The sequence below is a fragment of the Staphylococcus sp. ACRSN genome (assembly GCF_022346615.1).
Lineage (GTDB): Bacteria > Bacillota > Bacilli > Staphylococcales > Staphylococcaceae > Staphylococcus.
This window is the reverse complement of the sequence record NZ_JAKRNS010000013.1, coordinates 1-15261: the sequence shown is the minus strand read 5'-3', so window position 1 is coordinate 15261 and position 15261 is coordinate 1. Positions and strand designations below refer to the sequence as shown.

At 33.1% G+C, this 15261-nt stretch carries 12 protein-coding genes, 6 tRNA genes and 1 rRNA gene; 4 read left to right on the top strand and 15 right to left on the bottom strand.

Going from position 1 to position 15261, the window contains the following annotated elements:
• Positions 1 to 46 precede the first annotated feature (46 nt).
• From MHZ36_RS11765 to glmS, 4 genes are all read right to left on the bottom strand, one after another.
• Positions 47 to 904 (bottom strand): HAD family hydrolase, encoded by an 858-nt coding sequence (locus MHZ36_RS11765; RefSeq protein WP_239231851.1) that lies wholly within the window; start codon positions 902 to 904, stop codon positions 47 to 49.
• A gap of 43 nt (positions 905 to 947) precedes the next feature.
• A complete protein-coding gene (locus MHZ36_RS11760; RefSeq protein ID WP_239231849.1) occupies positions 948 to 1754 on the bottom strand; it encodes an ABC transporter ATP-binding protein in 807 nt (268 codons plus the stop codon).
• Positions 1755 to 1810: 56 nt separating this feature from the next.
• Complete coding sequence (locus MHZ36_RS11755) at positions 1811 to 2164, bottom strand: DUF2200 domain-containing protein (RefSeq protein ID WP_239231847.1); 354 nt, start codon at positions 2162 to 2164, stop codon at positions 1811 to 1813.
• 375 nt (positions 2165 to 2539) lie between these two features.
• Positions 2540 to 4345 (bottom strand): glutamine--fructose-6-phosphate transaminase (isomerizing), encoded by a 1806-nt coding sequence (gene glmS / locus MHZ36_RS11750; RefSeq protein WP_239231846.1) that lies wholly within the window; start codon positions 4343 to 4345, stop codon positions 2540 to 2542.
• A 652-nt stretch (positions 4346 to 4997) separates the two neighbouring features.
• Between glmS and MHZ36_RS11745 the strand changes: the two genes are divergently transcribed.
• The 4 genes from MHZ36_RS11745 to MHZ36_RS11730 are packed head-to-tail and all read left to right on the top strand — an operon-like array spanning position 4998 to position 10176.
• Positions 4998 to 6551, top strand: coding sequence for a PTS mannitol transporter subunit IIBC (locus tag MHZ36_RS11745; protein ID WP_239231845.1), 1554 nt, complete (start codon positions 4998 to 5000; stop codon positions 6549 to 6551).
• 44 nt (positions 6552 to 6595) lie between these two features.
• Positions 6596 to 8626: a BglG family transcription antiterminator gene (locus tag MHZ36_RS11740; protein ID WP_239231843.1), complete on the top strand. Its 2031-nt coding sequence runs from the start codon at positions 6596 to 6598 to the stop codon at positions 8624 to 8626.
• Between the two features lie 12 nt (positions 8627 to 8638).
• Positions 8639 to 9073 carry a PTS mannitol transporter subunit IIA gene (locus MHZ36_RS11735; RefSeq protein WP_239231842.1) on the top strand — a complete coding sequence of 145 codons (435 nt, stop codon included), beginning with the start codon at positions 8639 to 8641 and terminating at the stop codon, positions 9071 to 9073.
• Positions 9073 to 10176, top strand: coding sequence for a mannitol-1-phosphate 5-dehydrogenase (locus MHZ36_RS11730; RefSeq protein WP_239231840.1), 1104 nt, complete (start codon positions 9073 to 9075; stop codon positions 10174 to 10176). The genes MHZ36_RS11735 and MHZ36_RS11730 overlap by 1 nt, the downstream gene beginning before the upstream one ends.
• Before the next feature lie 49 nt (positions 10177 to 10225).
• Here MHZ36_RS11730 and glmM read toward each other — a convergent pair whose 3' ends face one another.
• The 11 genes from glmM to rrf all read right to left on the bottom strand — a co-directional run bounded on the left by glmM (position 10226) and on the right by rrf (position 15258).
• Complete coding sequence (glmM, locus tag MHZ36_RS11725; RefSeq protein WP_239231839.1) at positions 10226 to 11578, bottom strand: phosphoglucosamine mutase; 1353 nt, start codon at positions 11576 to 11578, stop codon at positions 10226 to 10228.
• 27 nt (positions 11579 to 11605) lie between these two features.
• Positions 11606 to 12538 carry a CdaR family protein gene (locus MHZ36_RS11720; protein WP_239231838.1) on the bottom strand — a complete coding sequence of 311 codons (933 nt, stop codon included), beginning with the start codon at positions 12536 to 12538 and terminating at the stop codon, positions 11606 to 11608.
• Positions 12539 to 13345 (bottom strand): diadenylate cyclase CdaA, encoded by an 807-nt coding sequence (gene cdaA / locus MHZ36_RS11715; protein ID WP_239231837.1) that lies wholly within the window; start codon positions 13343 to 13345, stop codon positions 12539 to 12541.
• A gap of 134 nt (positions 13346 to 13479) precedes the next feature.
• Positions 13480 to 14388, bottom strand: coding sequence for an arginase (rocF, locus tag MHZ36_RS11710; RefSeq protein WP_239231836.1), 909 nt, complete (start codon positions 14386 to 14388; stop codon positions 13480 to 13482).
• A gap of 256 nt (positions 14389 to 14644) precedes the next feature.
• Positions 14645 to 14717, bottom strand: a tRNA-Lys gene (locus MHZ36_RS11705).
• Between the two features lie 3 nt (positions 14718 to 14720).
• Positions 14721 to 14795 (bottom strand) — tRNA-Gln (locus MHZ36_RS11700).
• A 4-nt stretch (positions 14796 to 14799) separates the two neighbouring features.
• Positions 14800 to 14883, bottom strand: a tRNA-Tyr gene (locus MHZ36_RS11695).
• Between the two features lie 15 nt (positions 14884 to 14898).
• Positions 14899 to 14974 (bottom strand) — tRNA-Val (locus tag MHZ36_RS11690).
• Between the two features lie 8 nt (positions 14975 to 14982).
• A tRNA-Glu gene (locus MHZ36_RS11685) sits at positions 14983 to 15054 on the bottom strand.
• Between the two features lie 3 nt (positions 15055 to 15057).
• A tRNA-Asn gene (locus MHZ36_RS11680) sits at positions 15058 to 15132 on the bottom strand.
• An 11-nt stretch (positions 15133 to 15143) separates the two neighbouring features.
• Positions 15144 to 15258 (bottom strand): 5S ribosomal RNA (rrf, locus tag MHZ36_RS11675).
• Between the last annotated feature and the right edge of the window lie 3 nt (positions 15259 to 15261).

The following is a 15261-nucleotide window of genomic DNA, read 5'->3' as shown; positions in this document are numbered from 1 at the left end:
ATTTGCTCTCTTTTTTAAAATTTATACTCTAACTTTTATGCTATCCTTATGCTTTTAAAAAGTGTTCTTCTAAATAACGTGCTGCTCCATTATCTTCATTCGTATAAGTAGTGATGTCTTTTGTTAAAGCCTGAATTTCTGGTCGTGCATTTTTCATTGAAACGGTATAATGTCCATATTCAAACATCGCTCTATCATTATCACTATCACCTATTACAAGTGTCTCAGATTGGTCTATACCGAAATGTTCTATCATTTCCTTTATGCCTGTACCTTTATCTGTTTGATATGCCATTGTTTCAGCGTTAAATCTTGAAGAATTTGAAACACTGATTTGTAATGATTCTGCATCTGATTTTAATTGATCTCTATAAGCTGTAATCTTATCATAATCAGTAGAGAATAAATATATTTTAGAATATGATGTACTAGGAAGCTCTGTTGTCCAATCAACTTTTTCTACCAATGATTCTTTACGTGACGTCCACTCACTTTCACCAACCTTACCTGGTGGTGTCTCAGAATCAAATAAGGATTTAGCCCATGTCTCATCTTCCGCAAGTACTATTCTATTTCCTTCAAATGGAAATACTTCATAATATATTGATTGTTTCTTCGCACGTTTCACTATCTCATTCACTGCATCAAAAGAAAGGCTATGCTTGAAGATAATTTCATCATTTACCATACCAAGTGTTCCATTTGAGCTAATTATTCCATCAACTTCAAATGTATCAGGTACTAAATAATGAATTTCATTATGTGCTCTGCCGGTTGCAAGAAATACCTTGAATCCTTTGTCTCTCAATTGCGCAATCACATCAGCTGTTTCTGTATCAACCCGATTATTTTTATGTAAAATTGTTCCATCCATATCCAAAAATATCGCTTTCACATTATCCATTATTGTTAGCCTCCAACATATATTTTCGTTTTAAATTATGTCACTATATTTCATTTTCTGCAATGTTATGCTCTTTTAAAAACAATGAATATCGATTATTTTGCTTATTAATAATCACATTTCTATTAAAATATTCTGATAGTGTTTCACTAGACAATACATTTTGAATATCGCCTTGCATAAATCGGCGACCTTGTTTTAATAAAAATCCCTTTTGAATGCTTTCTGTAATTTCTTCTACGAAATGTGTAACATAAATCACTGCAAGTTCTGAATTTTGATTATAGAGTTTATCAAGCGATATTAACAAATCTTCTCTAGCAATAAAATCTAATCCTGATGCAGGTTCATCTAAAATTAATAACTGTGGATTCCCCATCAAAGCTCTTGCAATCAATACTTTTTGCCTTTCACCTGTAGAAAGATAACCGTAATATTGTTGTTCAAATGAAGACATACCCATATTTGAGAGACTTTGTTTCGCTCTCTCAATATGTTCTGGTGAAACAGATTGATATACACCAATCGATTTAAAAATACCACTAATTACAACATCTAATACAATCTCACCATCTTGAAAACGGTCCATTAAACTATTTGAAACAAATCCAATATTATCACGCACAGCATCCGCTGAATAACCCATTTTACCTGGTTTCATATTAAATAATGTAATGTCGCCTTCAGTAATGGGCTCATAGGCATTCAATATGTTTAAAAGCGTTGTTTTGCCTGCACCATTTAGTCCATACAACATCCACTTTTCACCTTTATTAATTTTCCAAGACACATTTTTTATAATTTCTTTCCCTTGCTTTCTTCTTGAAATGCCATTTAAATCTATTAACACAAAAACTACCCCTTTTAGTTAAATTGATTTGCCAAAATATATAACTCTATTTCTACTTACTGCGTTCCGATAAGTTGATTCATTGATTTTCCTTTAGCAAGATCATCAACTAATTTATCTAAATATCGAATTTCTTTCATTATAGATGCGTCCATTTCTTCAACTTTCACACCACAAATACGACCTGTAATAAACTTTCTTTGAGGATTTAATTCAGGCGCATTTATAATGAAATGTTCATAATCCGTATCATCCAAAATTAGATTATCTATATCAATTTGACTATATCCAGTCATCCACTTAATCAGTTGATCAACTTCTGCTTTTGTGCGACCTTTTTTCTCAACTTTTTTTACTAAGTGAGGGTACACATCACTAAATCTCATAGTATAAATTTTAGGTTTTGCCATCATCAAACTCCTTTCTCACCTTAAAATGTTGTATTTCAATACAATAAGCATAATAAATCATATACCTTTTAACAATATATTAATTTCAAAATGTTAATTGATATTTCATTTCCTAATTTAAAAGTTTTAAATATTATTAATATTACAAATTAAAACAATAATATCATAACCAAAATGTAATTTCAGATGTTTATATACATTAATTTTAGTACGTTTGAAGTATATACTAATTAAATCAACTTCGTTAGTTAGCTCCGATAGAAATGACATATATAGTAACACCAAAAATCGCCATTTCCTTAAAATTTCAATTATGATATGAAAAAAACTGCCGATAAAGTTATAAACTTTACCGACAGTTCACATATACTATATTTATTCCACTGTAACTGACTTAGCTAAGTTACGTGGTTTATCGACATCTAACTCTCTGTGTAATGCTGCATAATAAGAAATTAATTGGAAAGCAACTACTGACACAAGTGGCGTCAATAATTCATGGACATGAGGGATAACATAAGTATCTCCTTCTTTATCTAATCCATCCATTGAAATGATACAAGGATTTGCACCGCGTGCAGCAACTTCCTTCACATTACCACGAATCGAAAGATTTACCTTACTTTGAGTAGCTAATGCAATGACTGGTGTCCCTTCTTCAATTAATGCAATCGTACCATGCTTCAATTCTCCACCAGCAAAACCTTCAGCTTGAATATATGAAATCTCTTTTAATTTCAATGCTCCTTCAAGACTAACATTGTAATCAATTGTACGACCGATAAAGAATGCGTTTCTTGTTGTTGCTAAGAAATCTCTAGAAATTTGTTCCATAATATCAGCATCATCAACAATTGCTTCAATAGATGTTGTCACTTTTGCAAGTTCACGTAACAAATCAACATCTGCTTCTCTTCCATGTTCTTTTGCAACAATTTGTGACAAGATTGATAATACTGCAATTTGTGCTGTATACGCTTTTGTTGAAGCAACAGCAATTTCAGGACCAGCATGCAATAATAATGTATGATTCGCTTCACGTGAAAGCGTTGAACCAGCGACATTAGTAATTGTTAATGACTTGTGGCCTAATTTATTAGTTTCAACTAGTACTGCTCTACTATCTGCAGTTTCACCTGATTGTGAAATATAAATGAATAATGGTTTTTCAGATAATAATGGCATGTTATAAACAAATTCAGATGCAACATGTACTTCAGTCGGAACGCCTGCCCATTTTTCAATAAACTCTTTACCTACAAGTCCAGCATGATAGCTTGTTCCTGCTGCAATAATATAAATACGGTCAGCTTCTGCCACATCTTTAATAACGTCTGCATCCATTTTTAAATTACCGTCTTCATCTTGATACTCTTGAATAATTCGGCGCATAACTGCAGGTTGCTCATGAATCTCTTTTAACATATAGTGATCATAAACACCCTTTTCTGCATCAGCAGCATCGATTTGAGCTGTGTATGCATCTCTTTCTTGGATGTTACCATCTTGGTCTTTAATAACCACTTCATTACGTTTAACAATTACTATTTCATGGTCATGAATTTCTTTATATTGGTTTGTTACTTGTAACATTGCAATAGCATCTGATGCAATAACGTTAAAGTCATCACCAACACCAACTAATAATGGTGATTTGTTCTTCGCTACAAAGATTGTTTCTTTATCTTCATCATCAATTAAACCTAATGCATATGAACCTTCTAATAAAGAAATAACTTTAGAAAAAGCAGCTTCAGTAGTTAAACCTTCATTTGAAAAGTGTTCTACCAATTGAACAATAACTTCTGTATCCGTTTCAGAAATAAAAGATACATCAGATAAATATTCATTTTTAAGCTCTTCATAATTCTCAATTACACCATTATGAACTAATGTGAAACGATTTGAACTAGAACGGTGTGGATGTGAATTTTCATAGTTAGGAACACCGTGTGTCGCCCAACGTGTATGACCGATACCCACGTTACCATCAGTTTCTTCGCTCTCTGCTACTTCTCTAAGGTCAGCTATTCTACCTTTAGATTTAAACACTGAAGTCCCATCTTCATTTGCAACTGCGACACCAGCTGAGTCATATCCTCTGTATTCTAATTTTTCTAATCCTTTTAATAATAATTCTTTAGCATTATCATGCCCAATATATCCTACAATTCCGCACATATTAATATTCCTCCAATGAATAAGGCATTGGTATATACGCTATACGTTATTACGATGCGTGATAAATTAATACAATTCTATAGACTAATTTTCATTAAATGGTTATAAATCAACCTAAAAAAGTACATACTTATCCCAATGACCTTTTTATAGTTTTTATTTAGTTTGGCTAACTTATTAACTTTGTGCACCAGGTTACCCTAATGTTTTCCTTAATAAGTTCACGAATGAGCCACATCCGGGATAGCATCCGCCGATGGTTCGATAACTATCCTCCTCGTCTACAAGTTTCGATATTTTTGTCTATTAAGATTTCTGATATAAACCTTAAATGTTTGACGCAATACCTCATCACTTGCACAGGCGCTTTAAATTGAATACTTACTTTCCTTTCCTCCTTCCTTCAATACAACCTATTGTACAATGTTTAACTCTACCAATGCAAACATTAAATAAACTTTATAAAATCACCAAATTCAAATAAATTTTTTCTTATTTTAAAATCAGTAAATGACAACTAAACCACTAGCTATATAATATCTCACACTTTTGTCACAATGTGTGTGACAAAGTTTAAATTACTTTAAGTTGTTTATATTCATGCCTCCCACTACAATGAAGCTATAATCAAAAGAAAAAGGGGTGCAAAATTATGTCACAATCTCAAACTGAGGAGAATAAAGGAATTGGACGCAAAGTTCAAGCATTTGGTTCATTTTTAAGTAGTATGATTATGCCAAATATCGGTGCTTTTATTGCTTGGGGTTTCATTGCCGCTATATTTATAGATGGTGGTTGGTGGCCAAATAAAGATTTAAGTCAACTCGCGGGACCTATGATTACTTATTTAATCCCATTACTTATTGCGTATAGTGGTGGTAGATTAATACATGAAATGCGAGGTGGAATTATTGCTGCCGTAGCAACAATGGGAGTCATTGTTGCATTGCCAGATACACCGATGTTACTTGGTGCTATGATTATGGGGCCATTAGTTGGTTGGTTGATGAAAAAGACAGATGAATTTATTCAACCTCGAACACCACAAGGTTTTGAAATGTTATTTAATAATTTTTCTGCTGGTATTTTAGGATTTATCATGACAATTGTTGGATTTAAAATATTAGCTCCAATTATGGAATTTATCATGCACGTACTCTCCTTAGCGGTCGAAACATTAGTACATGCACATTTATTACCACTTGTAAGTATTATTGTTGAACCTGCTAAAATCGTATTCTTAAATAATGCAATTAATCATGGTGTCTTCACACCACTAGGAGCAGATCAAGCTGCATCTGCTGGACAATCGATTCTTTATACAATTGAATCAAACCCGGGACCTGGTTTAGGTATACTTGTTGCCTATATGATATTTGGTAAAGGCACAGCTAAAGCTACATCATATGGAGCTGGGATTATTCATTTCTTAGGCGGAATTCATGAAATCTACTTCCCGTATGTATTGATGAGACCTTTATTATTTATCGCTGTTATTTTAGGTGGTATGACAGGTGTTGCAACATATTCAATTGTTGATTTTGGATTCAAGAGTCCCGCTTCACCAGGCTCATTTATTGTTTATATGTTAAATGCACCTAAAGGCGAATTTCTACAAATGTTGTTAGGCGTTTTATTAGCAGCAATCGTTTCATTTGTAGTAGCTGCATTAATTTTAAAATTCACAAAAGAACCAGAACAAGATTTAGAAGCTGCAACTGCTAAAATGGAAGCAAATAAAGGCAAAAAATCAAGTGTATCTTCTAAACTATCAGGGAAAGAAGATAAAGATACTGCTGAAACTTCTACTGATACAGCAACTACAGCTACTGCAGTTAATCAAAATCGTACCGAAGATTCTGAAGAAGATTTATTAGATAACTATGATACAGAAAACGTTGATGCACATGATTATAGCACGGTAAATCATGTAATCTTTGCTTGTGATGCAGGTATGGGATCAAGTGCTATGGGAGCTAGCATGTTGAGAAATAAATTTAAAAAAGCTGGTATTCAAAATGTTGATGTAACAAATACTGCTATTAATCAATTACCAAGTGATGCTCAACTTGTTATTACTCAGAAAAAACTTACTGATAGAGCAATCAAACAAACACCTAGTGCTATTCATATATCAGTGGATAATTTCTTAAATTCACCGAGATATGATGAATTATTAGAAAACTTAAAAGAACAAGACAAATAAATACTTTTATGATTACCTAAAGGAATACATTGGAGGATATAGCTATGTTTTTAAGCACTCGTGAAAAAGAAATTATCGAAATGTTAATTAAATATCACGGCCAATATGTCAAAATTTACGACATTGCACAACATTTAGCTGTATCCTCTCGTACGATTCATAGAGAATTGAAATCTATTGAAACTTTTCTTGATACATTTAATATTAAATTAGAACGTGTGAATAAAAAAGGTATCCAATTAGATGCTAATTTAGCGTTAATTACAAACCTTAAAAAAACTATTTTAAAGCAAGATACAATTGACTTATCTCAAGAAGAACAAAAAGTAATCATCTTATATGGCTTGATTCAGACAAAGGACCCAATCAAACAATACAGTTTAGCACATGAAATTGGTGTATCTACTCAAACATTAGCTAAACTATTAGATGAGTTAGAATATGAACTCGTACAGTATCAATTGGCATTAATTAAAAAACGCGGTGAAGGTATTCGATTAGAAGGACCAGAATCAAAAAAACGCGAGTTATTAAGCCAACTTATGGTAAATAATTTAAATAGTACCAGTGTATATTCCGTTATAGAAAATCACTTTGTATACCAATCTTTAAATGCTTCACAGTTATCCATGGTTGACATGGATAAAATTTTCCAAGTAGAGCGTGTCTTAATGGATCATCTAGATCAACTACCCTACTCACTAACTGAATCAAGTTATTTAACACTGACTGTGCACATCGTTTTAAGTATAGATCGGATGTTAAATGGAGAATATGTTGGTCTTAGCACTGAAATATACAATAGTGCTAAAGACACATTTGAACATGAAGTCGCATCAGCATTGGCATTACAATTAGAACATATATACGGCGTTCAATTTAACCAGTCAGAAATTACATTCATTACAATTCACTTGAGAGGCGCTAAACGTAAAGCATCTACTGATGGTGTTAATGATGACTATGATGAAAATATCATTACTGAATTTGTATCCAATGTCGCTGAGAAATCAAACATGACTTTCACAGATTTAACAACTTTAACAGAAGGCTTAAAGTTGCATATCATACCGGCAATTAATAGACTTAGAGCGAATATTGAAACTTATAATCCATTGACAGATATGATTAAACAAAATTACCCTGTTTTGTTTAATAGTATTACACATGCTTTACAACAAACATGGCCAGAACTTGAATTCCCTGATAGTGAAATTGCTTTTATTGTTTTACATTTTGGTGGTGCAATCTATAATCAACAAGAACATGAATTATCAATACTTGTTGTATGTAGTAGTGGTATAGGTACTAGTCGATTATTAGCAACGCGTTTAGAACAAACATTTTCAGAAATAACCCGTACTACACAATCATCGGTTAGTGATTTAAAACAACTTAATACAAATCAATTTGACGCTATTATTTCAACCGTAGATTTAGATATTAATGCGTCCTATATTACTGTTAATCCTTTATTACCTGATGCTGATATTAAACATGTAGCAGCATTTTTAAACACACATTCATCAACAAATCAAAATTTGACACAAGAACAAGATTCAAAACTTGAAATTATGAACTCGGATGCAACAATAAGCTTTATGAGAAAAGGTTTAGAACTTGTAGATTCTGTATATATTGATAATACAGATGTTACAAATTGGCAAAGCTATTTAGCAGAAAAAACATTTGAACATCAAATTATCAATGATAAAAATGCTTTCATTAAACTTTTAACCAAACGTAATAGTGAACAAAATTTTGCATTAGATCCATACCCAATTGCAATTCCACATTTAAAAAGTGACTTGATACAAAAGCCTTTTATCTTAATTACAGTTTTAAATAAACCAATTGTATTTGAAAAGGATAATACTGAAAGTTGTGAAATTAGCTATTTATTAAATATGTTTATACCTGCAGATGAAAATATGCTTTCTGAAATTATCAGTGATGTTTCTAGCAATTTAGTAGAGCATATAAACACTTTAGATACATTTCTTCAAGATTCAAGCAACATAAAACAAATATTAAAACAAAGTTATCTTTTAAAATTAAAAAAATTACTTAACTAGGAGAGATTTACTATGACTGAATTATTTAGCAACGAAAATATTTTTATTAATGCGACAGTAACAAATCAAAATGAGGCAATTGAAAAAGCTGGAAATGCTCTAGTATCAAGTGGTGCAGTAACAGATGCATATATCCAAGCTATGAAAGATCGAGAACAAGTTGTTTCAACATTTATGGGTAATGGTTTAGCTATTCCTCATGGTACTGATGAAGCCAAAGCAAGTGTATTGAAATCAGGTTTGACATTACTACAAATTCCTGAAGGTATCGATTGGGATGGTGAAGAAGTTAAAGTAGTTGTTGGTATCGCTGGGAAAGATGGAGAACATTTAGATTTATTATCAAAAATTGCGATTACTTTTAGTGAAGAAGAAAATGTTGATCGTATTATTAACGCTAAATCAGCTGAAGAAATCAAACAAGTCTTTGAGGAGGCTGATGCATAATGAAAGCTTTACATTTTGGAGCTGGAAATATAGGAAGAGGCTTTATCGGGTATATTTTAGCTGATAATAATATCAAAGTTACATTTGCCGATGTAAATACTGAAATTATTGATGCTTTAGATAAAGAAAAAGCATATGACGTGATTTTAGCAGACGAATCACGTACAACAACACGTGTAAATAATGTTGATGCTATTAATTCAGCCTCACCTACCGATGAACTCAAACAAGCAGTTTTAGAAGCAGACATTATCACTACAGCCGTTGGTGTAAACATATTACCTATTATCGCTAAATCATTTGCGCCATTCTTAAAGGAAAAAGATACACCAGTAAATATTGTTGCATGTGAAAATGCGATTATGGCTACCGACACTTTAAAAGAAGCCATTCTCAATATTACTGGCCCTTTAGGTGATCATATTCATTTCTCTAATTCAGCGGTTGATCGTATTGTACCGTTACAAAAAAATGACAATATTTTAGATGTAATGGTTGAGCCATTTTACGAATGGGTTGTTGAAAAAGATACTTGGTTTGGTCCAGAGTTGAATCACATTAAATATGTAGATAGACTCACACCTTATATTGAAAGAAAGCTTTTAACTGTCAATACTGGACACGCATTTTTAGCTTATGCTGGTCAATTCCACGACAAAAAAACAGTTTTAGATGCAGTTAATGATAAAGTAATTAAACATGATTTATATCAAACGTTAGAAGAAACAAGTGAATATATTACACAACAGTTTGATTTTACTCAAGAAGCACAATCACAATATGTTGAAAAAATAATCAAACGTTTTGAAAACCCACATCTTTCTGATGAAGTAACACGCGTAGGTCGTGGTACTTTAAGAAAAATAGGTCCACAAGACCGTATCATCAAACCTTTAAATTACTTGTATCAAAACAATCTAAAACATACACATTTAGTAAAAACTGCAGCTTTATTACTAAAGTATGAAGATAATAATGACAAAGAAACAGTAGAAAAAAATAACTATATCCATTCATATGGTGTAGAGGCTTTCTTAAAAGAATATGCAAATACAGATGAAAATTTAACTGAAGAAATTACAAAAGCTTACAAATTATTATAAGCGAACGAAAAAAGGACAACTAAATTAGTTGTCCTTTTTTATTAATTTATTATTCTAAGCCCATTTTTTCTTCAACAACATCAGCAATTGTTTGAGCATAACGCTGTGCATCCTCATCGGTAGCCGCTTCCACCATTACACGAACAAGTGGCTCTGTACCAGAAGGTCTGACTAAAATACGGCCTTCACCATTCATTTCAACTTCTACTTTTGTCATTACCTCTTGTACATCAACATTTTCCTCTACACGATACTTATCTGTTACTCTAATATTTACTAATGACTGAGGATATTTCTTCATTTGTTTAGCTAATTGACTTAATTTTTTTCCAGTCATTTTAATGACACTTGCTAACTGGACACCTGTTAAAAGTCCATCTCCTGTTGTATTATAATCCATCATAACAATATGACCTGATTGTTCGCCACCTAAGTTGTAATTTCCTCTACGCATTTCTTCAACGACATAGCGATCGCCAACTTTTGTTTTATTAGATTGAATACCTTCATTTTCTAATGCTTTATAAAAGCCAAGATTACTCATTACTGTAGAAACTATCATATTGTCATTAAGTTCTTGGTTTTTCGACATTTCTTGCCCAATGATAAACATAATTTGATCTCCATCGACAATTTCACCATTTTCATCAACTGCAATCAATCGATCTCCATCTCCATCAAATGCTAAACCAAAATCACATTCATCTTCAAGCACTTTTTTAGCTAACACTTCAGGATGTGTTGATCCCACACCATCATTAATGTTATATCCATTTGGATTACAACCAACAGTAACTGTATCTGCTTCTAAATCACCAAATAAAAACGGAGCTAATGAAGAAGTCGAGCCATGAGCACCATCAAGTGCAATTTTCATACCATCTAAATCAACATCTACTGTTGACTTGATGTAACTTAGATATTTTTGAGCACCCTCAAAATAATCTGAGTAATGAACAATATCTTGACCAACTGGTCTTGGTAAATCAGGATTGTCTTGATCTAATAAAGACTCAATTTCTTGTTCTTGATCATCTGAAAGTTTAAAGCCATCTGAACCAAAGAATTTGATTCCGTTATCTGCCACAGGATTGTGTGATGCAGAAATCATAACACCCAATGCTGCTTCCATTTCTCTTGTTAAGTAAGCTACGCCAGGTGTTGATATCACACCTAAACGCATTACTTCAGCACCAATTGAGATTAATCCAGCGATAAGCGCTGATTCTAACATTTCCCCTGACACACGAGTATCTCTACCTACTAGTACTTTAGGGTGTTTTTCACCTTTATTATGAGCTAAAACATATCCACCATAACGCCCTAATTTAAACGCAAGTTCTGGGGTCAATTCTTTATTTGCAATGCCCCTTACGCCGTCTGTACCAAAATATTTTGCCATCATTATATCTCCTTTATATTAGATAATCTATTTTACACTTATATCAGCAGTTGTATCTTCAGAACTAGCTTTAGAAACACTTTTCGGAATTTTTAATTTTACATTTTTCTTCGTTGATTCTGTAATATTATTTAAATTAATTTCCGCCGTAACTGAATTAATATCATCTAAATCGTTTCTATTACCGTAAATTTCTATTTCTTTATCATCTAAATCAATATCATCAAGCTTAAGATTATCTGGTAATTCACCAGTCGTTTGTGGTCTTACTTTAACTTTCTTACTATAATCAGTCAACTTTACTGTGAGATTAACTTCCTTAGGTGCCACTGATACTTTAACTTTATTTAAATTTCTATCAAATGCAGTAATAGTTGCTGCATCTGTTAAATCTTTTGAGATTTTACTTTTATTTTTATAAGTAGCTTTTAAGTAGGCTATATTATCAATTTGTTCTTGACCACCTGTAACAGTAACCGATTCAGGTGATACTTTTTGAGAGCTCACCTTATAATCTGAATCTAAATCATTATTACTTACATCAGGCTCAACCTTTAATGTCTTACTAACCTTTTTCTCTAAACTAACTGATGTTTCTTTTGGTTTTACATTATAATCGATATCTTCACTAAGACCGTTCACCTTAAACTGTGCAGTATGTTTTCCTGCTTTTTCACCAGTTAAATCTAAAACTGCTTTAACATTCTCTGCATTTTCCGCTTTTAACACCTGAGATTGAGGACCTGAAATTTCCACATCTACTTTATCAGGTACATCACTCGCATATAGCGACTTATTGTCATACTTAACTTGTACTGGTACTTCTTGTAAAGTATCGTTTGACTTTTGACCAAAGTGATCAGCGTCAAATATATTGCCAAACATGTTATTTGCAGATAAGAAAAAAACAACTGCTAAAACTAAAGCTATTAGTCTAAGCCCCCATTTACTCTCTAACATCTACTTCACACCTTTCTGTTGAAAGTGTGTGCCAAACCAATGTTCAGCTAGTAACTCTTCAAAAGCTTCTGTTGAAATATCTTTTCTCAATTTACCATCAAAAGTAACTGATATTGAACCCGTTTCTTCGGACACTACAACTGTAAACGCATCAGATACTTCTGAAATACCGACAGCTGCTCTATGTCTTGTGCCTAAACTTTTTGCTATTTTAGCACTATCTGAGAGAGGTAAATAACTTGCTGCACTTGCTATTTTACTTGCTTGTATAATCATAGCGCCATCATGTAATGGTGTATTTGGAATAAACACATTTGTGAGTAATTCCTGAGATATCTCAGAATTCATAGCTATACCTGTTTCAATATAATCTTGTAAGCCTGTTTCCTTTTCAAAAACAATTAGTGCACCAATACGACGTTTCGCCATATATTGAACTGCTTTAGATACAGAAGAAATTAATTTACCTTCATCGTTATTCAAGTTTGAAGAATAACGCTTAAACAAGCTTCCTCGTCCTAACTGCTCCAACGCTCGTCTTATTTCCGGTTGGAAAATAACAATTAGTGCTAACACACCCCATTGAATAACCAAATCAAACAAACGAGATGTAGCTGTTAAATTCAACATCTTACTCAATTGCTGGCCAATAACAATGACCACTATACCTTTTAATAATTGAATGGCTTTAGTACCTTTAAAAACTGTAATGAGAAGATAAAGTACATACCATACGATGAGTAAGTCGAGTACGCCAGCTATAATTTTTACTGTACTCCAGTTATCAAAAAAATTGGAAAAATCCATAACATCTCCTCCGGTATTCTGTTCCCATAGTATTATTATACCAATCTAAAGCTTAACTGTCATATGAAGTATATATTTTTTACAATTAAAATAAAGCTGATATATAAAGAATTTATATCAGCTTTAAATCATGTTTATAATAATGTTTCACCAAAGAAACTGCCTACTAAACTTACTGCTTGCTCTGCTGTATGATTATTTTGATCAATTAAAGGATTTACCTCAACAACATCCATAGAAGTTATCAAATTACTGCTGTGTAGTAGCTCTAGTGCAAAATGACTTTCTCTATAAGTTAATCCGCCTAATACTCTTGTCCCTGTACCAGGTGTTTCAACAGGATCCAGTCCATCAACATCTAAAGATAAATGAATTCCATCAGTTTTATCTTTTAAATAGCTTAATGATTCTTCAATAACTTGATTTATGCCAATACGGTCAACATCTGCCATAGTAAAAGTTTTAATATTGTTTTCTTTTATGTATTTCTTTTCACCGATATCTAAATCTCTCATTCCAATTAAAACAATGTTCTCAGCCTTAACTTTAGGATTATCTCCACCTATTTCAACTAGTGATGGGTCACCATCACCTGCTAGTATACGTAAAGGCATACCATGAATATTACCGGACGGCGACTCTTCAGGCACATTTAAATCACCATGCGCGTCATACCATATAATACCTAAATTATTATAATGTTGACTCACACCAGAAATAGAACCAATCGCTATCGAATGATCGCCTCCTAAAATCAATGGAAAATGATTTTCACTAATACTCTCAGAAACAGATTTACAAAGATTACTTGAAACTGTTGCAATCTCATTTAAATTACGTAATCCTTTTTGCTCTGAATTAAATTTTTCTATATCTAAAAAAGGTACTTCTATATTACCTTTATCATTCACTGATAATCCAATTGCCTTAATGCGTGAAACTAAACCAGCATATCGAATTGCATCTGGTCCAAAATTCACACCTAACTTTCTTTGACCAAAAGTTGAAGGCGCGCCTATAATATCTATTACTTTATTTGTCATTCGTAAAAACCCCTTTGTCTTCATGTGATACTAGAATAAGCTAAACAGAATTAACTTTCAAGTCAATTTAATAAAGGTTTTTTAAAATAAATTAAGCATTTTACATATAAAATCAAAATTATGATTTAACATACATTTTCATATCACATATAAAGGGTTAATAAGCATAAAAATTATATTTATAAATTATAATTTTTTTCAATATTATTTGATAAAATAAAAAAAGCACTTCTCCAAGGAGAAATGCTTTTCTAAGTGAGCCATAGAGGATTCGAACCTCTGACCCTCTGATTAAAAGTCAGATGCTCTACCAACTGAGCTAATGGCTCTAATGGCTGGGCTAGCTGGATTCGAACCAGCGCGTGACGGAGTCAAAGTCCGTTGCCTTACCGCTTGGCTATAGCCCATTAATGGTGGAGGGGGGCAGATTCGAACTGCCGAACCCGAAGGAGCGGATTTACAGTCCGCCGCGTTTAGCCACTTCGCTACCCCTCCGCGTATTAACTTGAATGGTGGAGGATGACGGGTTCGAACCGCCGACCCTCTGCTTGTAAGGCAGATGCTCTCCCAGCTGAGCTAATCCTCCGTATGTAATGACCCCGACGGGACTCGAACCCGTGTTACCGCCGTGAAAGGGCGGTGTCTTAACCGCTTGACCACGGGGCCATATGGCTCCACAGGTAGGACTCGAACCTACGACCGATCGGTTAACAGCCGATAGCTCTACCACTGAGCTACTGTGGAATAATGTTATTGCCTGGCAACGTCCTACTCTTGCGGAACGTAAGTCCGACTACCATCGGCGCTAAGGAGCTTAACTTCTGTGTTCGGCATGGGAACAGGTGTGACCTCCTTGCCATTGTCACCAGACAA